This window comes from Pedobacter superstes (assembly GCF_037622515.1).
Lineage (GTDB): Bacteria > Bacteroidota > Bacteroidia > Sphingobacteriales > Sphingobacteriaceae > Paradesertivirga > Paradesertivirga superstes.
Genome location: NZ_JBBJCN010000001.1, coordinates 395369 through 420670 on the forward strand (window position 1 = coordinate 395369; position 25302 = coordinate 420670).

At 38.2% G+C, this 25302-nt stretch carries 26 protein-coding genes; 3 read left to right on the forward strand and 23 right to left on the reverse strand.

What is annotated here, in order from left to right; translation table 11 throughout:
• Positions 1 to 6: 6 nt before the first annotated feature.
• Together WG906_RS01815 and WG906_RS01820 are read left to right on the forward strand one after the other, a co-directional pair.
• On the forward strand, positions 7 to 258 hold the full coding sequence (locus tag WG906_RS01815; RefSeq protein ID WP_339990806.1) for a hypothetical protein: 252 nt from the start codon (positions 7 to 9) through the stop codon (positions 256 to 258).
• A 101-nt stretch (positions 259 to 359) separates the two neighbouring features.
• Entirely contained in the window at positions 360 to 839 is a 480-nt protein-coding gene (locus WG906_RS01820) for a CinA family protein (RefSeq protein WP_339990807.1), read from the forward strand.
• Positions 840 to 1310: 471 nt separating this feature from the next.
• On the opposite strand, the gene WG906_RS01825 is transcribed toward WG906_RS01820, so the two are convergent.
• Positions 1311 to 1769 carry a deoxycytidylate deaminase gene (locus tag WG906_RS01825; RefSeq protein ID WP_339990808.1) on the reverse strand — a complete coding sequence of 153 codons (459 nt, stop codon included), beginning with the start codon at positions 1767 to 1769 and terminating at the stop codon, positions 1311 to 1313.
• A 4-nt stretch (positions 1770 to 1773) separates the two neighbouring features.
• On the reverse strand, positions 1774 to 3066 hold the full coding sequence (locus WG906_RS01830) for a sugar MFS transporter (RefSeq protein WP_339990809.1): 1293 nt from the start codon (positions 3064 to 3066) through the stop codon (positions 1774 to 1776).
• A 210-nt stretch (positions 3067 to 3276) separates the two neighbouring features.
• Here WG906_RS01830 and WG906_RS01835 point away from each other — a divergent pair, with 210 nt between their 5' ends.
• Positions 3277 to 3906, forward strand: a complete 630-nt coding sequence (locus WG906_RS01835; protein ID WP_339990810.1) for a LysE family translocator — start codon at positions 3277 to 3279, stop codon at positions 3904 to 3906.
• A 90-nt stretch (positions 3907 to 3996) separates the two neighbouring features.
• Here the strand turns inward: WG906_RS01835 and WG906_RS01840 are convergent, their stop codons facing one another.
• The 21 genes from WG906_RS01840 to WG906_RS01940 all read right to left on the reverse strand — a co-directional run bounded on the left by WG906_RS01840 (position 3997) and on the right by WG906_RS01940 (position 25265).
• Positions 3997 to 5901, reverse strand: a complete 1905-nt coding sequence (locus WG906_RS01840) for an amidophosphoribosyltransferase (protein WP_339990811.1) — start codon at positions 5899 to 5901, stop codon at positions 3997 to 3999.
• A 121-nt stretch (positions 5902 to 6022) separates the two neighbouring features.
• Positions 6023 to 7522 carry an NADH-quinone oxidoreductase subunit N gene (locus WG906_RS01845; RefSeq protein WP_339990812.1) on the reverse strand — a complete coding sequence of 500 codons (1500 nt, stop codon included), beginning with the start codon at positions 7520 to 7522 and terminating at the stop codon, positions 6023 to 6025.
• Positions 7522 to 9123 carry a complex I subunit 4 family protein gene (locus tag WG906_RS01850; RefSeq protein WP_339990813.1) on the reverse strand — a complete coding sequence of 534 codons (1602 nt, stop codon included), beginning with the start codon at positions 9121 to 9123 and terminating at the stop codon, positions 7522 to 7524. Before WG906_RS01850 ends, WG906_RS01845 begins: the two co-directional genes overlap by 1 nt.
• Positions 9120 to 11177 (reverse strand): NADH-quinone oxidoreductase subunit L, encoded by a 2058-nt coding sequence (nuoL, locus tag WG906_RS01855; RefSeq protein ID WP_339990814.1) that lies wholly within the window; start codon positions 11175 to 11177, stop codon positions 9120 to 9122. Before nuoL ends, WG906_RS01850 begins: the two co-directional genes overlap by 4 nt.
• A gap of 1 nt (position 11178) precedes the next feature.
• Positions 11179 to 11484 carry an NADH-quinone oxidoreductase subunit NuoK gene (gene nuoK, locus WG906_RS01860; RefSeq protein ID WP_339990815.1) on the reverse strand — a complete coding sequence of 102 codons (306 nt, stop codon included), beginning with the start codon at positions 11482 to 11484 and terminating at the stop codon, positions 11179 to 11181.
• Entirely contained in the window at positions 11481 to 12020 is a 540-nt protein-coding gene (locus tag WG906_RS01865; RefSeq protein ID WP_339990816.1) for an NADH-quinone oxidoreductase subunit J family protein, read from the reverse strand. Before WG906_RS01865 ends, nuoK begins: the two co-directional genes overlap by 4 nt.
• Positions 12017 to 12610: a 4Fe-4S binding protein gene (locus tag WG906_RS01870; RefSeq protein ID WP_339990817.1), complete on the reverse strand. Its 594-nt coding sequence runs from the start codon at positions 12608 to 12610 to the stop codon at positions 12017 to 12019. The genes WG906_RS01865 and WG906_RS01870 overlap by 4 nt, the downstream gene beginning before the upstream one ends.
• A gap of 12 nt (positions 12611 to 12622) precedes the next feature.
• Positions 12623 to 13693, reverse strand: a complete 1071-nt coding sequence (gene nuoH, locus WG906_RS01875; protein ID WP_339990818.1) for an NADH-quinone oxidoreductase subunit NuoH — start codon at positions 13691 to 13693, stop codon at positions 12623 to 12625.
• Between the two features lie 135 nt (positions 13694 to 13828).
• The gene (locus tag WG906_RS01880; RefSeq protein ID WP_339990819.1) at positions 13829 to 14392 is read right to left on the reverse strand and encodes an OmpH/Skp family outer membrane protein; all 564 of its coding nucleotides are present in this window, start codon (positions 14390 to 14392) and stop codon (positions 13829 to 13831) included.
• A gap of 29 nt (positions 14393 to 14421) precedes the next feature.
• A complete protein-coding gene (locus tag WG906_RS01885) occupies positions 14422 to 14952 on the reverse strand; it encodes an OmpH/Skp family outer membrane protein (RefSeq protein WP_339990820.1) in 531 nt (176 codons plus the stop codon).
• A 192-nt stretch (positions 14953 to 15144) separates the two neighbouring features.
• Positions 15145 to 17691, reverse strand: coding sequence for an outer membrane protein assembly factor BamA (gene bamA / locus WG906_RS01890; RefSeq protein WP_339990821.1), 2547 nt, complete (start codon positions 17689 to 17691; stop codon positions 15145 to 15147).
• Between the two features lie 39 nt (positions 17692 to 17730).
• Positions 17731 to 18492: an undecaprenyl pyrophosphate synthase gene (uppS, locus tag WG906_RS01895; protein ID WP_339991510.1), complete on the reverse strand. Its 762-nt coding sequence runs from the start codon at positions 18490 to 18492 to the stop codon at positions 17731 to 17733.
• 105 nt (positions 18493 to 18597) lie between these two features.
• A complete protein-coding gene (gene porG / locus WG906_RS01900; RefSeq protein WP_339990822.1) occupies positions 18598 to 19422 on the reverse strand; it encodes a type IX secretion system protein PorG in 825 nt (274 codons plus the stop codon).
• 68 nt (positions 19423 to 19490) lie between these two features.
• Positions 19491 to 20372: an NAD kinase gene (locus tag WG906_RS01905; RefSeq protein WP_339990823.1), complete on the reverse strand. Its 882-nt coding sequence runs from the start codon at positions 20370 to 20372 to the stop codon at positions 19491 to 19493.
• Between the two features lie 8 nt (positions 20373 to 20380).
• Positions 20381 to 21043, reverse strand: a complete 663-nt coding sequence (locus WG906_RS01910; protein ID WP_339990824.1) for a CBS domain-containing protein — start codon at positions 21041 to 21043, stop codon at positions 20381 to 20383.
• Positions 21044 to 21052: 9 nt separating this feature from the next.
• On the reverse strand, positions 21053 to 21817 hold the full coding sequence (locus WG906_RS01915; RefSeq protein WP_339990825.1) for an alpha/beta fold hydrolase: 765 nt from the start codon (positions 21815 to 21817) through the stop codon (positions 21053 to 21055).
• 98 nt (positions 21818 to 21915) lie between these two features.
• Positions 21916 to 22365 (reverse strand): GatB/YqeY domain-containing protein, encoded by a 450-nt coding sequence (locus WG906_RS01920; protein ID WP_339991511.1) that lies wholly within the window; start codon positions 22363 to 22365, stop codon positions 21916 to 21918.
• Positions 22366 to 22422: 57 nt separating this feature from the next.
• Positions 22423 to 23184: an SDR family oxidoreductase gene (locus tag WG906_RS01925; protein WP_339990826.1), complete on the reverse strand. Its 762-nt coding sequence runs from the start codon at positions 23182 to 23184 to the stop codon at positions 22423 to 22425.
• A gap of 64 nt (positions 23185 to 23248) precedes the next feature.
• Positions 23249 to 23995 carry a type IX secretion/gliding motility protein PorT/SprT gene (porT, locus tag WG906_RS01930; RefSeq protein WP_339990827.1) on the reverse strand — a complete coding sequence of 249 codons (747 nt, stop codon included), beginning with the start codon at positions 23993 to 23995 and terminating at the stop codon, positions 23249 to 23251.
• The gene (ubiE, locus tag WG906_RS01935) at positions 23992 to 24723 is read right to left on the reverse strand and encodes a bifunctional demethylmenaquinone methyltransferase/2-methoxy-6-polyprenyl-1,4-benzoquinol methylase UbiE (RefSeq protein ID WP_339990828.1); all 732 of its coding nucleotides are present in this window, start codon (positions 24721 to 24723) and stop codon (positions 23992 to 23994) included. Before ubiE ends, porT begins: the two co-directional genes overlap by 4 nt.
• Positions 24724 to 24770: 47 nt before the next feature.
• Positions 24771 to 25265, reverse strand: a complete 495-nt coding sequence (locus tag WG906_RS01940) for a VOC family protein (protein WP_339990829.1) — start codon at positions 25263 to 25265, stop codon at positions 24771 to 24773.
• Positions 25266 to 25302 lie beyond the last annotated feature (37 nt).

The following is a 25302-nucleotide window of genomic DNA, read 5'->3' on the forward strand; positions in this document are numbered from 1 at the left end:
AGCATCATGAAACTTAGTGAAGATTTGTTAAAAATACTTAGTATGAATTATGAAAAATCAAGTCTGATAAACAGCACCTTTAAACGTAAAGACATTTCAATTAAAACCGACAATGAAGGTAATCCAGTATTATTATTCATAGGGAAAAGAACTGATGACGGCACAATTAAGGGTGAACGATATGTAAGAACCTTAAAACGGGATAAAAACGGAAATATTTTTAAAGATCATTGGGAGTTAAAAGGAAGATCTATATAAAGATCTGACGGTCAATCCGAAAGCACTGGATAAATTTAAAGATTTATACCATGATAAAACTATTAGTGCCCGGGGTGTGTTAGGAAATAAAAAATTTGTTTATGCTTGCTAAATCAGTTATTGCTTGTTGCCATACAATCTTATCTCAGGACCTGACTATTGCTTTTGTAGAAAGTGCAAGTACCGGAAGACTAATTTATGATTTCACCTCGGTACCGGATTGCGGAAAGATTGTAAAAGGCAGCATTGTGTGCTATGACCGTAGTGTTAAGGAAGACCTTTTAAAAGTTCCGCCCCAGATTATTGATAAATATTCAGCCGAATCTCCTGAGGTTACGCAATTATTAGCGGAAGGCCTCAAAGAATTAATTCCTGCAGATATTATTGTTTCGGTTACAGGATTAGCAGCCCCCGGTGGAAGTGAAACCGAAGAAAAACCTGTAGGAACAATGTTTATACATGTAATTATGCAAGACAGGGCCTGGAAAACAAGTGTGTTTTTTGAAGGAAACCCGGATGAAATAATTGCTCAGACTATTGACGCGGTTGCCAGTCTTTTACTGGAAGAACTTACAAATTGAAGATGCCGGAAAATGTTAAAAATTAAAGGAGCAAAATTTTACAATTTTGCTCCTTTAATTTTTACTGTTGATTTTGAACTGTCTGTCTTATTTATCTCAAACCAACTATTGTGAGCGGTATAAGATGAAGCAGGAGCTGTTCTGATAGAATCAGTTGGTGTTAATTTCATTAAATTTTCTAGGGTAGGATCAAAATTTCTCATAGCATTATTAGGTAGTTTTTTATGTTCAAACTGCAGATATACAGAATACTACAATAAGTGTTCCTAAAACTAAGCTTTATACCTGCTTCCTGATTTTTGGATTTTTTTTTACAAAAAAAATTGAAATTCCACACTTTAAGCCCAATTCTTTCTTTTAAGAAAAATGCCGGGAATGATCCGGCTGAATATCTATCTAAACATTTGTCTGCGAAAACATACGCGATCTATAAAAAAATATACATTGTCTTAAAAAGAACTATCTTTTTTCCTAAAAGTTTCCTTTTGTAGCTTCTACTCCAAACCTGTTTAAAAAGTCAACACCTTCGTCAAAAGAAAGACCTTTATATTCGGCATAAGAATCTTTATAAAACACTTTCTTAATTCCAGAAGAAAATATTATTCTGGCACATGGCAGGCATGGAGAAAGGGTTATGTACAAGGTCGACCCTTCTAAATCAGCACCGTTTTTAACTGCATAAAGTATAGCGTTTTCCTCCGCATGAAGAGCCAGAGAACAACTTCCCCTGGCATCCCGAGGGCAGCCCGTATCCGGCCATTCTTCGTCACAGTTATGAGTTCCGGCTGGCGGACCATTATATCCAATAGAAATAATCCGGGTTTCTTTGGTAAGAACAGCACCAACCTGAGCCTTCACGCAATGCGAGCGTTTGGCCAGGTCGGAAGCAAGATTCATGAAAATACTATCAAAGCTTGGTTTATCAATCATTAAATCAAATAGAATTTTTTTTCGACCCAATTACACCAACTTTATGTCCGGCAATTGAATAATACAAAATGTATAGATAACAGGGTGCCATCACATAAAAGAAAACCCATTGAAAATCGTAGGCTTCTTTAAAATGCCCGAAAACTAATGGCAGGATCGCTCCCCCGGCAATGCCCATAATCAAAAACGCGGAACCCATTTCTGTGAATTTTCCCAGACCTCTTATTGCCATTGGAAATATCGCCGGCCACATTAGTGCGTTGGCTAAGCCTAAGGCTGCAACAAAACCAACGGAAATATATCCGTGTGTTAACAATGCGCCGATTGTAAAAACAATACCTAATATGGCCGATATTTTTAAGCTGTTTTCCTGACTTATATATTTGGGGATAGCAATAATGCCGGACACATATCCAACCAACATTGCAATTAGCGTGAACGATGTATAATATTTGGTTTCATCCAATGGTATACCAAAACTCTTACCATATATTCCAATAGCGTCTCCTGCCATTACTTCTACCCCAACATATAAAAACAAGCATAATACACCCAGCATAAGATGGGGGAATTGAAGTGCACTTGACTTTCCGGCTGCCAGAGACTTTCCTTCAGGCTGAGCATTTGCTGTTGATGCGTCAATATCAGGCAAGGAGGATCTGCTAATCCAAAATGCTAAAACCATTAACGATATTGCAATAATTATATAAGGAGTTACCACACGGCCGGCCAGTTCATCAAGTAATGCACTTTTACTCAAGGCATCTGTAGTAGAAGCTATTTTACTTTCCAATGCAGATGCGTCTTTTAGTACAATTGCACCAAGAATCAAAGGGCTAAGAATACCTGCAACCTTATTACAAATACCCATAATACTGATTCGCTGGGCAGCACTTTCAATCGGACCAACAATACTAATATAAGGATTTGATGCTGTTTGTAATATGGATAAACCTGCTCCCTGAACAAACAAACCAGTTAAGAAAAGGGCAAAACTTCTTGCATTTGCGGCAGGGACAAAAACAATAGCTCCTACTGCCATCACAATTAAACCTAGCGCCATCCCATTTTTCATACCTGTCTTTTTCAATATCCATGATGATGGAATAGCAAGGAAAAAATAAGCCATATAAAACGCGAATGTCACAAAAAAAGCCTGTGTATCGGTTTCAAGATTGCATGCAAGCTTTAAAAATGGTATAAGCGTCCCGTTCAACCAGGTAACAAACCCAAAAATAAAAAATAGTACTCCAATTATAACTATTGGCTTAGAGGAATTTACAGATTTGTTATCCATATTTTTGATTCATTTATATTTAAATCTTAAAATCTCCAAGATAGAGGAAAGCCTTAACATCTGCAATAAAGTAATTCTTATGAACATTTTTGGATGTTTATACTTATATTATAAAATCGGTGTTTTAATAAATATGATAAAGTGTTTTATGAAGAAACAAAATTTTCCTTTTAATTTGCATCTTCGCAAGATTCTGAAAAGAGTATATTCATGCTTGAACTAATTATATCAGGAATAGGCTTAGGCATCGTGCTCTCATTTGTTACCGGGCCGGTCTTTTTTGCCCTTATTAAAACCAGTATCGAAAAAGGCTTTCACGCAGGAATGTGGCTGGCAGCGGGGGTAGTATTAAGCGACCTTATCTATATTATTCTTACTATTTATGGTTCCTCATTCATTCAGGTAGAAAACAGCTATAAAGTACCTATTGGAATAGCTGGAAGCGTAATTCTTCTGGGTATTGGCCTTTATTATTTCTTTAAGAAAGTTAAGATCAATCATGAGAACATAAACTGTAAAAAACGTAACACAGGCTATTTTATTAAAGGCTTTCTGATGTGTATTTTTAATCCGTCGATGTTTTTATACTGGGTAAGTGTAACCAGCGGATTCATTTCTATGCACGGCCAGCTTGATACCCGCGAAATCCTGCCTTTTTTCGGATCTATTCTTGTTACTCAATTCAGCATGGATACTGTAAAAGCTTACTATTCCAATAAATTACGTTACAAGATAAAAGAAAATACCATGGTTATGCTTAACCGGACCGCGGGGGCATTAATAATAATTTTTGCGATTAAGCTGATTTATAACTTAGTGTTTACTAATTCTATTATGTGATGAATGAGGGAATGAGAGAATGAAAGAAATGAATGAATGAATGAGAGAAGGTGGGGATTCATTCATCCTGCACTTCTCTCATTCATCAACTTATACGTAGGCTCTTTGATTCTTTCCTTCAACCCAGTTCATATAGGCTCTGTTAACAACCTTATTTCCGCCTGGTGTAGGGTAATTTCCTGAGAAATACCAGTCGCCTAAGTGATTAGGGCAAGCTTTATGAAGATTATCGAGCGTTTGGTATATTACCTGAACTTCTGCTTTTATATCTTTAGGGGAAATAATTTTGGCTATCCTGGCAGAAATCTCTTCATCTGAAAAAGGCTCGTAAATGGCTTTAACATAATTTGGCACCTCTTCTTTATCCAAAGTTACAGAAGCCTTACATTTTTCGTAAGTATCCCAGATCAGATGCTCTCTGTCTGTTTCTTTTAAGAGGGATATCGCTGCCTCAAAAGCCACAAACTCTCCCATTCTCGACATATCGATACCATAACAGTCAGGATAGCGGATTTGCGGTGCAGAAGAAACTACTACAATTTTTACCGGGCCTAGCCTATCAAGTATTCTTAAAATACTTTGTTTAAGAGTTGTTCCGCGCACAATAGAGTCGTCGATAACAACCAATGAATCTTTACCTCTTCTTATAAGACCATAGGTAGTATCATAAATATGCGATACCATATCCTGTCTGTCAGCATCCTGAGTTATAAATGTTCGAAGCTTGGCATCCTTGATCGCAATCTTTTCAACCCTGGGAGCCATATTGAGCATTTCTTCCAGTTCTTCATCAGAGATCTTATCGCTCCGTTTTAGAAGCGTTTCTTTTTGAAGCTGGTTTACGTACTTGTATAAACCGTCAACCATACCATAAAATGCGACTTCAGCCGTATTCGGTATAAATGAAACAACAGTATTCTTTAAATCATTATTCACAGCCTTTAAAATCTGGGGGCATAATAACCTGCCCAACTGCTTCCGCTCACTGTAAATATCAGCATCGCTGCCTCTTGAAAAATAAATCCGCTCGAACGAACATGATTTTTGCTCACCCGGCTCGCGGAATTGTTCTTCAGAGATATCACCATTCTTTTTAATGATAAGAGCATGCCCTGGTTTTATTTCTTTAATCGAATCTATAGGGACATTAAAAGCTGTTTGGATAGCGGGCCGCTCTGATGTCACGACAACGACCTCATCATCAATATAATAATAGGCCGGTCGGATACCCGATGGATCGCGCATTACGAATGCATCTCCATGTCCAAGCATACCTTCAATCGTATAACCACCATCCCATGTTTTTGCAGAGCGGCGAAGAATTTTCGCAACATCTATATTATCAGCAATCAGCTGGCTTATTGTAGCATTGGAGTGGCCGTCTCTTTTATATGAATCAAATAACTCCTGGTTTTCAGCATCAAGGAAGTGACCGATCTTTTCAAGTACAGTAACCGTGTCTGCCCGTTCTTTGGGATGTTGTCCCAGCTCGTATAATTGTTCCAGCAGTTCGTCAACGTTTGTCATGTTGAAATTACCGGCTATGACCAGATTACGGCTCATCCAGTTATTCTGACGAAGAAAAGGGTGGCAATTTTCGATACTGTTTTTACCGTGAGTTCCATATCTCAGGTGTCCCATGAGAACTTCTCCGGTAAAACTTATATTTTCTTTTAACCATTCCGCATCTTTAAACAATTCAGGAGAATTGATCTGAACATCAGCAAATTTCTTTTGAACATGTTCAAAAACTTCAGATACTGCACTCGAGCCCATTGCTCTGTAACGACTAATATATCGGTTACCCGGAGCGACATCTAATTTTATTGTAGCAATACCTGCCCCATCCTGACCCCTGTTATGCTGCTTCTCCATAAGGAGATACAGTTTATTCAGACCATACAAAGATGTGCCATATTTTTTCTGATAAAAAGAAAGGGGCTTTAAGAGACGGATAAGTGCAATACCGCACTCATGTTTTATGGATTCACTCATAATTGTTAACGAGTATGCAAAATTAAGGTATTAATTTTAGAAAGCACTAAAAGCTTAACGGAAAATATCCACAAAATACATTCGCGGAATCTAAAGCTATAATTTTTACTATATCCCGACATTAAATTGTGAGTATATCAGGGAATATCCCAAACAATACCAATAACACACTTAATAAAAGGATTAAATAGGAAAGCGAATCCATTTTCGGAACTATTCGCACTTCCTCTTCAGAATCTTTCAGAAATGCATATAGCGGAATTTTTAAATAATAAAACAATGAGATTACAGTAGTTAAAGCTCCGGTAATCAATAAACCTAACATCCACTCCGAACCTGAAGCTGAATAGTATTCAAAACCTAAAGAAAACACAAATAATTTTGCCACAAAGCCTGCTGTTGGAGGCAAACCTGTTAAAGAGATCAGTACAACTACAAAACATACAAATTCTGTTTTCAAAAGCTTTCCCAAGCCTTTATAACCCGTGATATCTGTTATTCCGGTTTGACTTTCAATCTTATCTGCCAGCATAAAAGCTGTCATATTCATAATGGCATAAATAGCGAAGTAAAAGATCAGGCTTTTAAAGCCAGACCCATCGAATGCAACTATCGCTATCAGAGCAAAGCCTGTATGCCCGATAGACGAGTAGGCAAGCATTCTCTTAACGTTATTTTGCCAGATAGCGCTAAAATTACCTACTATCATAGTCACCAGTGCCACAACAGACAATATTGTTTTAAAATCAAACAAAGTGTTCGCAGGTGAATTCTGCTCGAATATATGAAATGGTTCTATAAATCGAATCAGTATCGCAAAGCCAGCTATCTTAGGTGCTGTAGAGATAAAGGCGGTTACAGGTGTTGGTGCTCCTTCGTATACATCAGGGCTCCAAAAATGCAGCGGTACAAACGACAGTTTAAACCCGATACCAACCAAAACCAAAATCAAGGCAAGAGTGACAGCAGGATTAGAAATCAATTGCAGCCCTGTTAAAAATGAAGTGTCACCTATATTAATGCTACCTGTAAAAGCATACAAAAGAGACATTCCATATAGCATAACCGCGGAACAGATGGAACCAAATAAAACGTATTTCATGGCCGCTTCGGTTTCTTTATTTGTGCCGGAAGCATATCCAACCAGAAGGTATGAAGCAATGGAAACCATTTCAATTGACAGATAAATCATAAGCAGGCTTGATGACATGCTCATTAAATTTAATCCGATCAATATTGCCGGTAATAGCATATAAATATCTCCAACTCCTTTTTTATGATTTTGAAGAGATTGATTATATCTGATAAAAAATGCAAAAAGTATGGTAACAGCGCTAAAAATTGATTTGAACGATATACTCACATCATCCAGTATCATAGTGTTGCTAAAAAGCGCGATCCTGGAGATATCTAAATTTTGAATAAATCCGGTAATTATAGAAAAAAGTATGCCGGCAACACAAACATAAAAGGCGACAGAGGACTTTTTACCAGGAAAAATCAGATCGGCAAGAATAACCAGAATAAAAGTCAATACCAGAACCAGCTCAGGAAGCAGGTATGAAAATCCTGAAATTGCAGAATTAAGTAACTGAGAAATATATGGTAAAAACTCGTTCATTATTTCAAATTAACCAAACGAATAAGCTCCAGTACAGATGCATTCATTTTATCAAAGGCCAGTGATGGAAGAATACCTAAAACCAGTGCAAATACAGTCAACGTTGTTAATACGAAAATCTCCCTTCCATTTACATCAGTAAGCTTCAACTTCCAATCTTCTCCCCCCCTCAGGCGTGTTTGTCCAAAAAACATCCGTTGTAAAGTCCAGAGCAAGTAGGCAGCACCTAATAATATTCCTAAAGATCCGCAGACGGCCATCCACCTTGGCAGCAAGCCATTTACACTTTCTGAAGTAAAGGCACCTATTAAACTAAAAGCTTCAGCGATAAATGCCGAAAATCCAGGTAAGCCCAGTGAAGCAAAAAATGCGATCATAATGAAAGCAGTATATTTTGGCATAATGAGCGCCAAACCCCTGAAATCATGTATCTCACGACTATGTACTCTATTGTATATCACCCCTACCAAAAAGAAAAGCATCGTGGATAAAAAGCCGTGACTTATCATTTGCAGCATTGCACCACTGATACCTTCTGCAGTCACAGAAGCAATGCCAAGCAACACAAAACCCATATGCGAAACTGAAGAGTAAGCAATCAGGCGTTTAAGGTCTTTTTGAGCCAAAGCATTTAATGCTCCGTAAATTATGGAGACCACGCCGATTATACCCAGCCACCATGCAGAATCTATAGCGGCATCAGGAAAGATGCTCACGCAAACTCTTAAGATCCCATAACCTCCAATCTTTAACAGAATGCCCGCCAGAATGATCGAAACAGGAGTTGGAGCTTCCACGTGGGCATCGGGCAACCAGGTATGTAAGGGAACGATAGGCACCTTTATCGCGAAAGCTATAAACAAAATAATGAACCCTAATAGCCTTGCCGATATTCCAAATACCTGTTGATTCGCGATCGCCGAAAAAATAGAACCTTCAGCATAATTTGCCGGATTCATCATGTGCAGCATATTGAAAGTATGACTTCCTGTAGCCGGATCAGTAACAGAAAAATACAGGCCGATAATTACCAGCAGCATAAACACAGAACCAAAAAGCGTGTATAAAAAGAATTTTATAGCTGCATATTCTCTGCGTACTCCACCCCACATTCCGATAAGGAAATAAAGCGGAAGCAGCATTAATTCGTAAAAAACATAAAACAGAAAGAAATCTAGTGCACAAAACACCCCCATTATGGCTGTATTCAGTAACATAAATAGCGCAAAATATCCCTTTAAATTTGTTTTTATTTCCCATGACGATAAGACGGCAATCAGCATAACCACTGAGGTAAGCACCAAAAATGGCATCGACAGTCCGTCAATTCCTAAGAAGTAATCAATTTGTAAATATCCAAGTGATCCCAGATTTAGATTTATCCAGGGTAAACGTTCAACCAGCTGGTATTTACTTTGTGTATCGATTCCGGAAAATACCGACCCATCAAAGTTGAGATAAATGAAAGCACTTATTATAACCTGAATTACGCATGCACTCAAGGCTATGTACTTATATCTCTCCTGCCAGGATGGAGGAAGCATGAGGATAAGCAAGCCCGCTAAAAGTGGTAAAAATATTAAGAGAGAAAGCAAACTCATATCGCCTGAAGGAATATTTTAATTATAAAAAAAGTGAGTACTACCAGAATCATAGAAAGCAGGTAATGTTGTAATCTTCCTGTTTGAAAGTGCCGGGTAAAATTTCCGATAAATTTCGCTGATGATCCTGAGGCATTTACCAGAGCATCAACAATATACGTATCGATCCAGTGAATAATTCCCGATAAAATCAGTCCGGCTTTACCTGCAGAATTAACAATTCCGTCAATTACCAATTGATCGAAACGGTAAGATGATTTAGAAAAAGAGATTATGCTGCTAACAAAGGTCCATTGATATATCTCATTGAAATACCATTGTTTATCCGAAATACGGAAGAGAATATTTTGCGTAAAATCCGGAGAATTTTTACGCCTGGCATACCAGTTATAAGCCAGGTATATTACAAATAAGGCAATAATATTTACCATGACCGGGATAAGTGTATGATAAATATCAAGGGGCTTCAATTCATTAACTGGTGACAGTCCTTCAATTATCCATGAACCATCGTAATTAAGAGGATTCAAAGAAAATGCGGGGAACAAACAGAAAACTGCCAACACCAGCAGCACATACTTCATGGCATTAGGGGCTTCATGTAAATTAAGTTTAACAGGTAGCAATTCTTCAATACGTAAATTGCCAAAGAAAACTTTGAATATCAATCTCGATATATAAAAAGCCGTAAGCCAGGAAGTAAGCAAAGCCGAATAAGGAATTAGTTTTGCCCAATTATTCTGAATGTCTGACCACTCGAATGACTGAATCAGGATGGCATCTTTTGATAAATATCCTGAGGTAAGCGGAAGACCCACTAAAGCCAGTGAAGCAATTATCATAGTGATGAAAGTAACCGGCATTTTTTTTCGCAAGCCTCCCATATTTTGAATGCTCTGATGGTCAAAATCTAAACCGCTTTTTTCTTTAATGTGAGCCATTTCATGAATAACTGCTCCTGCGGCAAGGAATAAAAGACATTTAAAAAATGCATGTGTAACCAGGTGAAATATACCGGACGCATAGGCACCCACGCCCATAGCAATCATCATAAAACCCAACTGTGAAATCGTCGAGAACGCAAGTATCCTTTTAATGTCGTTTTGAGTGAGAGCAATAGTTGCAGCCATAAATGCGGTGAATGCACCTATTGATGCTATCACCAGCAATACCGTAGAATCAAAAATGGGATAAATTCTGGCTAAAAGGAAAACCCCGGCAGCGACCATTGTTGCAGCATGAATTAAAGAAGATACTGAAGTTGGCCCTTCCATGGCATCGGGTAACCAGGTATGCAGTGGAAACTGAGCCGATTTTGCTGTTGCCCCAAAAAAGAAGGCTAAGCCGGCTATTGTCAGCCAAATAGCGGGCATATTATTGCCACCATTAATCCATAATCCATTTTCAATTACAGAGTGAAGTACCATGCCTCCCTGACTGAAAAGAAGATTGATATCTAAAGTCCGGAACTGAGCGAAAACGATCATTATACCTGTAAGGAAACCCAGATCTCCCAAACGGTTCATAATAAAAGCTTTTTTGCTTGCTTGAGAAGCAGAATCTTTAGTAAACCAGAAACCAATAAGCAGGTAAGAAGAAAAGCCAACAAGCTCCCAGAACATATAGAGAATAAGCAGATTATCTGCTATCACCAGGCCGAGCATGGAGAAACAGAATAAGCTTAGATAGGCCCAGTACCGATACAGGTAAGCATCGCCATGCATATACTTTGTTGAATAGATATGTACCAGCAATGCAATCGCAGTAACCAGCAAAAGCATCAATACAGAAAGATTATTGAGAAGTATACCTACGCTGAAAACGGTACCACCAATCGTAAACCATGTTACCTGCTGATGAATAACATCGTTGTTCCAAACCTGGATAAAAAGAAAAACAGACAACACAAAGCTCAAGGAAATCGCGAAAATGGAAATCATAGCTCCTCTGTCTCTCTTCCCGGGAATCAATAAAATTCCTAAAAATGACAGCAAAGGCAACACTGCGATGCTAACTGCTAATAAACTTAAATTCCCGTCAGTTAATGTGTCCAAATTAATCTCTTAATTGATCTATTTTTGTTGGATCTATGGTTCTGTAATATTTATAAACATTTAAAATGATTGCAAGTGCAACCGCGACTGCTGCGGCAGCAAGCACTATTACAAACAGTGCAAATACCTGCCCTGTCGATGCCATTTTATCGTATTTGCTGAAAGCCACAAAATTCAATATTGCCGCATTCAACATAAATTCAATTCCGATTAACATCAAAATTGCATTTCTCTTGGCTAATACTGCATACAATCCAATGCAAAACAATACTGCACTCACTATCATAAAATGTGACAAAGGAATCATATATCCCTCTCCTTTCTTGCCAAATGCGCAGCGCCTATTAAAGCCATTAAAAGCAATACCGAAATCACTTCGAAGGGCAACAGGTACCGGGTCATAATATTTATACCTAAATAATGAATCGTATTATCGGTAGGTTTTAACGTATTCTCCCCAGCCTCTTTCACCCATTTCAGTTCATCAGGGTTAATATTAGAAAACACAAGCATTAGAATTCCAAAAAACACGACAGAAACGAATATACCGGGAAGGTAATGCACGAATCCTGTTTTCAATTTAGCTTCCGGATTATTTAAAAGCTCTCTGTTCGATAACAGAAAAGCAAAAATCATTAACACCAGTACCCCTCCAACATAAATAACGAGCTGGGTAATGGCAACGAAATCTGCCAGAGCAAACACGAATAATCCTGCCATGGTGAACAGTGTTAAAAAAAACAGAAAAATAGACCGCACAAAACTTCTCAGGCTTACTACCAGGAATGCCGACAGTAATGCAATTGCACTTAAAACATAAAATAATAGCTGTTCTATGTTCATTCGTCTTTTTTCTGCGCAGCTTTTAATGCTGCCTCCTTCGCTGCCTGACGTTCTGCCAATTGCTTAGCAAGTTCCACACGTTTGTCTTCCGCTTCTTGCGGAGACATATCAGAGAACTGATACGTTAGTTGAGAGATATGTGTTAAGGGTCTGTCGTATTGATCGGTCATCGTAATGCATTCTGTAGGGCAAACTACTGTGCATAGACCGCAAAACATACACTTGCCCATATCAATATCAAACTTTGCAGCATATAATCGCTTGGTTGTTCCGTCAGAAGTCTGTCCGATCGGGCCTGTCGATTTAATGCTTTCAATCTCGATACAATCTACGGGACATATCTTGGCGCATAGATCACAAACAATACAATCATCAATTACTACATCCAGCTGATACCTTCCGACTTCAGGAACCGGCATTTTATCGCGCGGGTACTGTACAGTTACTGCCCCTGTTTGTTGCTCGAAATAATTATCATCCTTTATATTTATAGATTTTCTCTTTTTACCGATAGCAAATAAATGCCGGAGGGTTAGGGCTAATCCTATCCAAGTAGTTTTTATTGCAGATATGGTAGTTTTAAGTATCAATTTAATCCTCAATTATATCACTAATAAAGCCCAGACACCAGAAATCATCATACATAAAAATGCTATAGGAGTTAGAACTTTCCAGCACAAACTCATCAGCTGATCTACTCTTAAGCGTGGCAAGGTCCAGCGCAACCACATTTGAACCCCAACGATAAGCATCACTTTAGATACAATCCAGAATATTCCCCAAAAAGGACCGGTTGTCCAGTCAGCTAAATGGATAGAACCGATATTAGGCAAGGGAGTATTCCATCCTCCCAGGAACAGAACAACTCCAAACATTCCGGTTAGAAACATCATGGAATATTCTCCAAGGAAGACAAAAGCAAATCGTATGCCTGTATATTCAGTGTGGAACCCCGATACCAGTTCAGATTCCGCTTCAGGAATATCAAAGGGCGCACGGTTACATTCTGCCAAGGAGGCGATGAAATAAATCACATAAGCGATTATAAGATGTGGAGCCTGAAAAATATTCCATGCAAAGAAACCACCGATTTCTTTCACATTCCAAAATCCAAAAAACTTAATCGCTTCACCAGACAACACGCCCTGCTTAATCGCTATTTGCTGCAAATCGAGCGTTTGAGCAATCATAATAGACGATATAATCGCTATGCCCGCCGGAATTTCATAAGAGACCACCTGGGCAACAGAACGTAAAGCACCAAGAAGCGAATATTTATTATTAGAGCCCCATCCAGCCATTAATATTCCCACTGCCTCTATTGAAACAATAGCGAACACATAAAAAACTCCGATATTAAGTGCAGATGGAACCAGGTTTGGTCCCCAGGGTAAAGTTGCAAAACCCATATACACCGAAAGAAAAATTATTACAGGGGCGGCGGCGAATAAAATTTTATCGGCAGCTGCAGGAATAATGAATTCCTTTTGCAGCATCTTAAGAATATCGGCAAGTGTTTGCAAACTTCCATACTTGCCCACTTCCATAGGACCTAATCTATCCTGGATAAAAGCAGAGACCTTTCGCTCTGCATAAACAGCAAATAGTGCGAAAACAGCAACGAAAGAGAATAATAATACCGCTACTAAGAGATATGTTATATAGAAATTCAATGTTTAAAATGCTGCTGCAAACTTAAACAATACCATGGATATTTTCTTGGCTAATGGCCAAGAGAATGAAATAATGCTATAAACAAAAAAAGCGAGGCAGAATATGCCTCGCTTTACACTAGTTTTTTTATTTAATTATTTTTTAGCAGTTGCGGGAGTTGCGTTTGCTGGTATCCCTAATTTTGCTTTTACCAAAGCCAAAATATCCTCACCGCCATCAAAATAAACAACACCAGGCTGAGATACATCAAAAACATAAGCAAAGCCTTTTTCTTTTGCTACTGCATTCACAGCATCTCCGGCTTTTTTAAATATAGGCTGATAAAGTTCATCCTGTTTAGCAGCTAATTCTTGCTTTGCCTTTTCACCGGTATCCTGAATTCTTTTACCTAAATCCTGAAGTTCTTTTCCCATAACTTCAAGCTCTTTACCTACAGCTGCTTTATTAGCTTCGCTTAAGGTCTTTTCTTTATCCTGAGCTACTGTTAATTTCTTTTGATATTCAGTCTGCATCAATTCAATTTCACCTTGCTTTTGCTTTTGGAAAGTTTGAAATTTCGCATCTGCCTGTTTAACATCGGGCATTACTTCCAGCAAAGCTGCTGAATTTATGTGTGCAAATTTTTGTTGTGCATTAACAGTGCTACCCGTGAAAAATAATCCGACTGCTACTACTGCTACTTTTACTAATGTTTTCATTTTCTAATTTAATTGTTGATTGTCCTTTTCTATTTAGCCAGTGTTCCCGGTTTATATCCTAAACGGGTTATTACATCATTACTTTTATCTAAACGTAAACTTGCATACAAGAGTATAAGATCGCTGTTTTTATCAAAAATCATATCTAGCTGACCTGATTCCGCCACTGCCTTTACTGCACCAGCGACTCTGTCCTGTATAGGTTTTATAAGCTTTATACGTTGCTGATAAAGTTCGCCTTCAAAACCAAACTTTAACCGCTGGTATTCTTTAGCTGATTTTTCCTTTTCTACTATTTCGTTTTCACGACGCTTGCGCATATCTTCAGTTAATAAAACCTGATCTGCCTGATAGGCTTTATATAATCTTTCGATCTCACCAAAACGATTATCTGCTTCTTTTTGCCATTGCTGCGAAAGCGCATCCAGTTGTTTCTGTGACGATATATATTCTGGTATATGTTGTAAAATATACTCAGTATCTACGTAAGCGAAACGTTGTGCAAAAGCCGAAATACTTCCGAAAAATATGAAAGAAAATATTAAAAGCAATTTTTTCATTAGATATATTTTTTTTTAGTGTCTATAAAGTCCGCCCGGCTTTGTTCGGACGGGCTTGCATGAGTTATTCATCTTGGTTTGTGAGCGGTAAACTCATGCAGCTTTCGTTGGTTATTTTTAGAATGTCAGATAGTTTATTTCAAGGAATGGGTTCTGGCATATAGAACCTTACCATCAAATATTTTTTATAATTTAAAATCCGCCGTTAAGTTGTTGTGCTATGCTAAAATGGAATTGTCCTTTACTCGACTGGATTCCGGGAATTGGATCAAAGCCCCACCCGTAATCAATCCCTAGCAAACCAAAAATCGGTAAAAATATCCTGGCACCCACACCGGCAGATCGATGAACATTAAACGGATTAAAATCCTTGAAATTGTTCCAGGTATTACCGCCTTCAGCAAAAGTCAGCAAAAATAATGTTGCCTGCTGGCTGGTTGTAATAGGGTATCTGAACTCAACTATATATTTATTAAAGATCGGACTACCTGAGTTACGAGCGATATTAGGATTTGAACCTTCGGGGATTACACTATTATTTTCATATCCGCGCATTGCGATAACTTCAGATCCCTGCAAAAAGTCAAAGCCCTGCATACCATCACCACCAAGCTTAAAGCGTTCAAAAGCAGATTGACCAACAGCAGAATTATATTGACCAAGGAAGCCAAATTGGGCCTGTGTTTTTAATACCAGCTTACCATAAATCCGCTGATACCACTGTGCTTCAAATTTCCACTTATGATATTCTGTAAATTTATACCTGTCCTCATCAACTGCTGTTTTATAATTGGTATTGTTCCATAACGAGTATGGAGGTGTGGCCTGAACAGTTAATCTTATATGCGACCCTGAAGTAGGGTAAATTGGCGCATCTACAGAATTTCTGCTAATTTCCTGAGTCAAGTTAAAGTTATACGATGTACCGGTATTAAATAAAAAGCCCGGATAGTTCTTTAATTTATACTGCTGAAGATTAATGGAATGGTTAATTCTGAACCAGTCATCAGGCCATTTTAAACGCTGTCCTAAACTGAAGGTCAGACCATTTAAACGGATGCGTTGAATCTGATTATCAGGAATGTTATCATAATACTGATTTGATTGCAAAGAAGTAAAGGCACTTATACCGAAATAAATAGGTTTTTTACCGCCAAGCCAGGGTTCTGAGAAAGAGAAACTATAAGACTGGTATGCTTTCCCGTTCGTTTGACCACGAATACTCAGTTTTTGCCCATCACCTTTCGGAAGGGGTTTCCACTGACTTAAATTGAACAAATTACGGGCAGAGAAATTATTAAAAGTCAATCCGAGCGTACCGATTATACGTCCTCCGCCAAAACCTCCGGATAACTCAATTTGATCAGAAGGCTTTTCAGTAACACTATATTCGATATCCACCGTTCCGTCCGCAGGATTAGGAATAGGTCTCACATCGGTTTTTTGTTCATCAAAATTACCCAGAGCTGCTATTTCCCTGGTGGTACGTACTACCAGATCTTTATTAAACTTATCACCTGGTTTGGTACGTATTTCACGCATCACCACGCGGTCGTTAGTAATATCGTTGCCTTTAAGAGATACCTTATTTATCGTATAAAGAGGACCTTCATAAATACGAACTTCAAGATCGATAGTATCACCATGTACCCGCGTTTGCACTGGATCAGCATTAAATGTAAGATAACCGTTGTTTAAGTATACTGACGATATATCATCACCATTTGCACTGCCATTTATCTTCTTTTGTAACTTTTCTTCACTAAAAACATCTCCTTTATTGATTGCAAGGATCCTGTTCAAATCATTTGTAGAATACACGGCATTACCCGCAAAAGTTACATTTCCGAAATAATACTTAGGTCCCTCGTAAATATTAAGATCCAGATTTACCGTATTATTAGGATTTAATATCAAGGTATCTTTCACAATCTCCGCATCGCGATACCCCCTGGAGTGCATTTTGGCAATCATGTTCCGCTTATCTTCCTCATATTTGTCCTGAAGAAACTTCCCGGTACGGAAAATGTTAATCGAAGATTTCTCTTTTGTTTTCCTGAGAAGCTTTTTTAATTCATTGTCATTAAATTCAGAATTACCGCTAAAGTTGATTTCATTAACTTTTGTCTTCTCATTTTTATCTACACTAATTTCGAGCACTACATCATTTGTTAATGAGGTATCACGGGTTTGTTTATAACTAACATCAGTGTATAAATAACCTTTTTCATTAAAAAATTTCTTTATGATAGCAGTGGTGGTACTCAAAAGACCTTCATTAACTACCTTTCCCTTACGGTCGACTAATTTTTCTTTTATATCATCCGTTTCACCTTTCTTCATCCCTTTTAACTCAATACGGGCTAAACGGGGACGCTCGGTAACGGCAATATTAAAGTAGATGGTATCTTCTTTAATACTTGATACATTAAGCTCAATGTTATCAAATAAACCCTGAGCCCATAGAAACTTAACTGCATTGGCAGTTGCCTCACCAGGAACCTCAATGGTTTCTCCCTTTGTTAATTTTGAAATCTGAACGAGGATTTCCTTATCCAAATACTCGGTCCCTGTTACGGTTGTACCGCCGATTATATACTCTTTAGGATTTAAATAACTTATTCCATCGGGAGAAGATGTGATCGGACGGCGTTGCGTTGGCGCTGCTGGACGCCCAATCTGGGCCATTGCAACAGAACCAAATACCAGAAAATATAATGTTATAAAGAACTTATTCATTGAGTCTTAATGTCGGTGCTAAATTAGCTTAATCAGTTGTTAATTTTTGTTAAAAGGTAAATTTTTAACCTGTTCGCCTGTCATGCCAAACCTGCGCTCTCTCTTTTGAAAATCTATAATAGCCTCAAATAAATCTTCCCTGCGGAAATCCGGCCATAATTTCTGAGTAAAATACAGCTCCGAATATGCCAGTTGGTATAGCAAATAATTACTAATTCTATATTCGCCGCTTGTACGAATCATCAGCTCCGGATCAGGAATACCAGCGGTGGTCAGCTGACCTGCAAAAATTTCTTCGTTAATATCTTCAGGATTTAAAACTCCTTGTTTTACTTGTTCGCTAATTTTCCGTGCGGCTTCCACTATTTCCCATCTGGAGCTATAGCTTAATGCCAGTGTCAGCGTGCATGATTTATTGCCTGATGTTTTATCAATCGCCTCTTGCAACTGTTTATAACATTTTGGAGGCAGAGCACCTAAATTACCAATTGCGTTTAAACGAACGTCGTTATCCATTAGTGTTTTAGTTTCTCTGTTGATTGTAGAAACTAATAATTCCATGAGCGCAGTAACTTCAAACTTAGGCCGGTTCCAGTTCTCGGTCGAAAAAGCGTATAAAGTGAGATAAGGTATCCCCGCTTCTACAGCGCCTTCCACGGTATCTCTAACCGCTTTAACGCCATTTTGATGCCCGAACACGCGAAGCTTTCCCTTCTCCTTGGCCCATCGGCCATTTCCATCCATAATTACAGCAATGTGTTGCGGCAATTTAGTTTTATCAATTTGCTGGAGTAAACTCATCATTTATTTGAAGACACCAAGGCCCGCATTGGGGCTCAAAGGTAAGAAAATATGCGTATTGTTTTCAAGAGATAAACAAACCGAAATAAGGCTCGAATTATGTATTTAATAATCTACTACAGGGCATTTTTCATTAAAAATGGTGTAGGAGATTGTAATGCCAAGAAATAAATAAGTATCATGCTTCCGGTAATCACCCCTTTGTGTTCCTGCAGAATGACGAGGAAATCCAACTTCTGGCGATCTGTCGGCAAGATTTCTTCTTAAATCTGTGCTGGTAACATCGCCCATCGCCAACTGACTATCTGAGGCATAGTTTCCGCTAACATCATCCAGGTAATCTGTATATGCTGTTCTGTAACCAAGCTCCCCTCCCAGAGTCCATTTGCCGGAAAAATTAAACTTGATACCAGCACCGATCGGAACGGTCAGGGCATTTTTTTTATAGGGTTTATTTACATCCTGCCCTTCGGTTCTATATGCATTTAATTCATAAACTTCGTCATTATAAACTGTCTTTGGATTAAACATCACAAATCCGACGCCTGCAAAAAGATATGGAGTATATGCTTTTCGACTAACGGAAGGGATATAATTAAAGAAATTGAACTCAGTTAGTAAACTTAACTCATTGACCGGGGAAAAGAAACTCAGGTTACGGGATTTAAAATGAGCGTTTTTAGAATCGGAATCATAAGCCTCTATTTTACCATGAGCCGCATTTAATTTCAGCGCCCAATAACCATCAAAATTTCGCTTGATGTAGCCTCCAAAAGCTATATTATTAATTTCATAAGGTTTAACAGGGTTTAAATCCCCCATATATCCTGCAGTTCCGGCAAAGCCGCCTACGTCCCAGGTTTGGGCAGACGATTTGCTTAAAAGAAACAGGACAAAAACCGGAAGAAGCGCAGAAAATTTTATGTTCACAGTGTTTTACTGATTTCTTTTAGAGATAAAATACCTTGGATAAAAGATAAAAAAAATTACTTGAAGGCTTAATAATTGCGAGTATCAATACCCCAAAGTAATTTGTTTCTTAACGTGGATAAATAACTTTCATTATTCAACCGAACAAGATTAAATTGAAAATCAGCTTTTTTAACATTAAATTTCATCGAGCTATCAATTACTTCCGTTCTTGAGTCACAAGATAAAAGATATTTTGCACTACGCCCTTCCAACTCAAAAGACAGGGTATTTGAATCGGAGATAATAACAGGCCTTACATTTAAATTATGCGGAGAAACGGGGGTAATTACGAAATTTTCTGACCGGGGAAAAACTATTGGTCCACCGCAGCTGAGTGAATATGCTGTAGACCCTGTAGGTGTGGCAACGATTAAACCATCGGCCCAATATGAATTCAAAAACTCCCCATTTAAGTATGCATGAATAAGCATCATTGCTGAATTGTCACGGCGATGAATAATTACGTCATTAAGAGCGAAATTTTCGTTTCCGAAAATATTATTCTTCGAATCTATACTTAAGAGGTCACGTGAATCGAGGGTAAACTGTTTATTCACTAAACGCTCTATTGCAGATTGAATCTCATCTTTATTGATACTTGCTAAAAAACCCAGCCGTCCAAAATTTATACCGATAACCGGAATCCCGGAATCACGCACCAGCGTCACGATATCCAGAATAGTTCCATCACCTCCCAGGCTTAATAATACATCAACCTGCCCCTTTAAATCATTATGATTCTGGAATACCTGAAGCTTTTTGGGAAAGTAAACTTTCCCTGAGATGAACTGGCTGAATTTGTCGAAAACAATAGGTTCGATTCCAAATTGTATGAGGCAATCAAATACCTGTTGTATATAGGGAAGAGCGGCACTACTGAACTCTCTACCGTAAATTGCAATCTTCATGCTTGATTTTAGAAACTAAGATAGTTCATTAACTGATCATACCTGTCGGATGACCCGGTATCAGATTTTATATCATTATAAGTAGCAACGACTGTATAATTGTATCTTAAAAATGAAGCTACAATGGCAGAAATATCGGTTCTGTTTAATTTAAGGGTGATTTCTAAACGGGTAGATTCTGGAAAAGAAGTGATATATGAGCTTAATATCTGTGCATTATTTGATTCAACAACTTGAGATATATGAGAAAGAGAGTTATCTCTGTTGTTGATTTCTATAACAATGATACCACCAGGCTCTTTTACCGATGTCAGGTCGGCAATATACTCCACAATTGAATTGATAGAAATAACGCCCAGATAATTTTTGTGTTCGTCGATAACCGGAAGCAGAGTTAAACGCTTTTCTGCAAACATTCTGATAACATCGTAAATATGTTGCTCCTGGTTTATGAAAGCATTACTTATAGAAAGTTTAACATTTTCCAGAGCTAATTCATAATCCTGGATTTCAATCAGATCTTCATCAGCAATTAGTCCGAGAACCTGGTTCTCAACAACAATGGGCAAATGATTCACACGAAACTCTGCCATCCTTTCAACAACCTTCTGAATAGTATCGGAAGGCTTTAAAGGGGGAATCACATCAGATATGATCTGTTGAGCTATCATACACTTTAACTATTTCAGCAAAACACGTTCTAAAAATTTCTTTAAATACATATTAAACTCCTCGGGCTGTTCCATCATCGGTGCATGTCCGCAGTTCTCTATCCAATTTAACTCAGAATTCGGCAAAATGTTGTGGAATTCTATGGCAACATCTGGCGGAGTAACTGTATCGTTCCTGCCCCATATCAAGCAAACGGGAATAGTGATCTTATGCAGGTCTTTAGACAGGTTATGACGAATAGCAGATTTAGCCATGGAAAGAATGCGGATTACCCTTCCTCTGTCGTTTACAGTTTCAAAAACTTCATCTACCAACTCTTTTGTTGCAAAATTCGGATCATGAAAAGTTAAAGCCACTTTTTCTTTTATAAAATCGTAGCTCTCTCTGCGGGGAAATGTACCACCAAAGGAATTTTCATATAAACCAGAACTTCCGGTAAGTATAAGTGCTTTAACAAACTCAGGGTGGCTAAGCGTAAAAATCAATCCCACGTGACCTCCCAGCGAATTTCCCAGTACGCAGATATTTTTAAGTTTTTTAAACTTAACAAATTTGTACAGAAATTTCGAAAGACTCGTTACACCTGTTGTTAATAGCGGGAGTTCGTATATAGGCAATAAGGGAATAACAACCTTGTATCGTGATTTAAAGTGGTCGGTAACATCCTCCCAATTGCTTAGTGCCCCAAAAAGACCATGCAATAACAAGAGCACATCTCCTTCACCTTCTTCAATATATTTAAATCCGTTTTCTTCTATTATGTTAAGACTCATATTATCTAAACAAATGTTTAGTAAATTTTAATATCGTTAATTAATATGTAATAAAAATAAGCTTTTTGCGAAGATAACAAAGATCATCGCATTTACGCCTATGAAAGCATTTGCTTCACTACTTCAGAAATCATTTTTCCGTCGGCCTTTCCGGCCAATTGTTTATTTGCCAGGCCCATCACCTTCCCCATATCTTTAATTGAAGAGGCACCGCTGCTTTCAATTAAAGATTTAATTTGTTCACGGACTTCATCTTCGGTCAGTTGTTTCGGAAGAAAACCTTCAATAACTTCCAACTCTTCAATCTCAATTTTATACAAATCCTCCCGGTTCTGAGTCTTATAAATCTCAGCAGACTCCCTTCTCTGCTTCGCAAGTTTTTGCAAAACCTTAATTTCTGTATCCTCTGTGATCTCTTCAGATGCACCTTTTTCGGTCTTAGAAAGTAGAATAGCTGCCTTAATAGCACGAAGTCCCCGTAAGCGGGCTTCATTTTTAGAAAGCATTGCTGCTTTTATTTCCTTATTTATTTCTTGTTCAAGCATAATATATATTTATTGAATGAGAGAAGAGTGAGCATTCCATTCATTCATTCATTCATTCATTCATTCACTCCTCTTCAGATGCGCTGTGTTAGCCTGTGCTGTTGGCATAATTACCAGATCGTTAATGTTAACATGCGAAGGTCGCGATACCACAAACCAAATTGTATCGGCGATATCATCAGCTTTCAATGGCTCAAATCCTTCATACACTTTTTTTGCCCTGTCATTATTTCCCTTAAAACGAATTTCAGAAAACTCTGTTTCCACAGCACCCGGATGTATTCCTGTCACTCTTATCCCGTAAGGCAATAAATCTATACGCATGGCTTTATTAAGTGAATCAACGGCATGTTTAGTAGCGCAATATACATTACCGTTTGCATATGTTTCCTTACCTGCAATAGATCCAAGATTAACAATATGTCCGTTTTTACGTTTTACCATCCAATTAGATACGACTTTGCTCACATATAGCAAACCTTTGATATTGGTATCAATCATAGTATCCCAGTCATCGGTATCTCCTTCGTGTATCGGTTCCAAACCTAAACTAAGTCCGGCATTATTGATCAAAACATCGACCACTTTCCATTCCTCCGGTAAAGTCTGAAGCTGCCTTTCCACATCTTCTTTATTTCTGACATCTAAAGTGAGGATGATTACTCTGATATCTTCATTTTTTGAAAGTTCCTTTTGAATTTGCAGTAACCGTTCTGTACGCCTGCCCGTAAGGATCAAATTATATCCCTGTTTGGCAAATAGTTTTGAACAGGCCTCACCGATTCCCGCTGTGGCACCTGTTATTAGTGCGATTTTTGACATACCGTTTGAGAGGCGAAAATACTATAAATGCTTTTAGCATTTACAAAAAACATGGGGGATTTAATTATTCGAAATATAAACTAAACTGGAAGTTCCGGGTATAGAGCTTATCTAAAGGTGACGAATAAGGATGATCTTCCGCCTTTAATACACTATTGATAGAGTTAGAAAGTTTAAATTCGGGGGATAGTTTAAAATATTCAAAGTAAAAGTCGAATCCGATGCCAACTTCATAAGAAAGAATATTTTTTTGATTCTTGACGAATTTCTCGGTCAGAGCAAACCCTGAATCATCAGTTTTCTTTTTTGAAATGATATCCATCGAATATTTCCCACCAGCTAACAGGTAAGCCCGAAAGTTCAGCCTTCTATCCGATTTCAATTTAAGGCCTACCGGAAATTCTACGGTAGTTGTCGCTACTTTTTGCTGACGAAATTTCTCTGGATCTGCATACTCATAGTTTATCAGACGGTCTAAAAAAACCAGTGCTGGTGTGATTCTGAAATCAGTATTATCGCCTAACCTGAAAGCCCCGATAAATCCGAGTCCGAAACCCGGACTTAATGGCGAACTGATACTTTTTAATGAGTCGGTAAGAAATTGTCCTGGTACATCCGGATTTGGATACGGCCTTTGCCAGTCAACTTTCTTATAAATTTTGTATTCGGAGGAAAGATACTGAAAAGTAAAACCGGGAGAAAATACTTGTTCGTCTACACCACCACCCCAGTTACCGCCCTGCCCGCTCTGAGCAAAAGAGCAAACACCTATTGAAAGAAATAAAATTATCAGCTGTAACCGTTTCTTCATTTAATACCGGTGTAAATTGAACAAATACCAAACGCCAACGGGCGGTTTTTGGTATTTCTGTATCCCACTCTTTCCATCAATAATACAAATTCCTTTCCATCGGGGAATGCTTCAACCGATTCGGGAAGGTATTTATAGGCGCTATTATCTTTCGAAAAAATCTTTCCGATAGATGGTGTAACGTAATGAAAGTAAAAGCTGTACAACTGCTTTACTGGGAAAACCTTTGGCTTGGAAAATTCCAGAATCACCGCTTTTCCGCCTGGTTTTAAAACCCTGAGCATATCTGAAAGACCCTTTTCAAGATTCTCAAAATTCCTGACACCATAGGCAACAGTTACAGCGTCAAACTGATTGTCCTCAAAAAGAAGCTTTTCCGAGTCGCCTAAACGGACTTCAAATTTCTCGCTAAGATTGCGCCTTTTAATTTTCTCTGCCGCGATATCAAGCATGCCTTGTGAAATATCAACGCCTATAATTTTTGAAGGCTTAAGGATTTTCAGAGATTCGAAAGCAAAATCACCGGTGCCTGTTGCCACATCTAAAATATACCTGGGATTATCTTTTTTCAACTCAGCAATAGCTTTTTTTCTCCAGATAATATCAATTCCAAGAGATAAGAAGTGATTTAAGAAATCATAAGTCTTTGAAATATTATTAAACATAGTAGCCACCTGTTCTTTTTTGGTAGCATTTTCATTTTTGTAAGGAGTTACTGACTGAGGCATATCGCTGCAAAGATGGCAATTATTTAATCTGAATAATCTTTTGAACCTTAACTTTCTCTTATTAATGACAATAGTCCGTGAATATTTAAAGGTTCGGTGATCATTTGCAAGTTTCCTTCAGCGTCGAAGGGCCAATCAGTTTTCGGCCGGTCCCAATAAAGCTCAACTCCATTTCCGTCCGGATCATTTAAATATATTGCTTCCGACACACCATGATCAGCAGCACCACTAATGGGATATTCATTATCTAATAAATTTTTTACTACTTCAGCGAGTTCCTTCCTTTCAGCATACAAGATCGCCACATGATACAGCCCCACGCCCCTGGCCGGTGCTTTCTCGGCACCTTTGCTCTGCCATGTATTTAACCCAATATGATGATGGTATCCGCCTGCTGAAAGAAAAACCGCTCCTTCACCATACCTCTGGGTGATTTCAAAACCAAGTATTTCCTGGTAAAAGGCCAAAGAACGGTCTATGTCCGAAACTTTCAGGTGTACATGGCCGATGCGGGTTGTAGCTGGTGTTGTATATGTATTCATCGTGCTTGTATAGAGTTATAGTTTTATAAAATTGTAC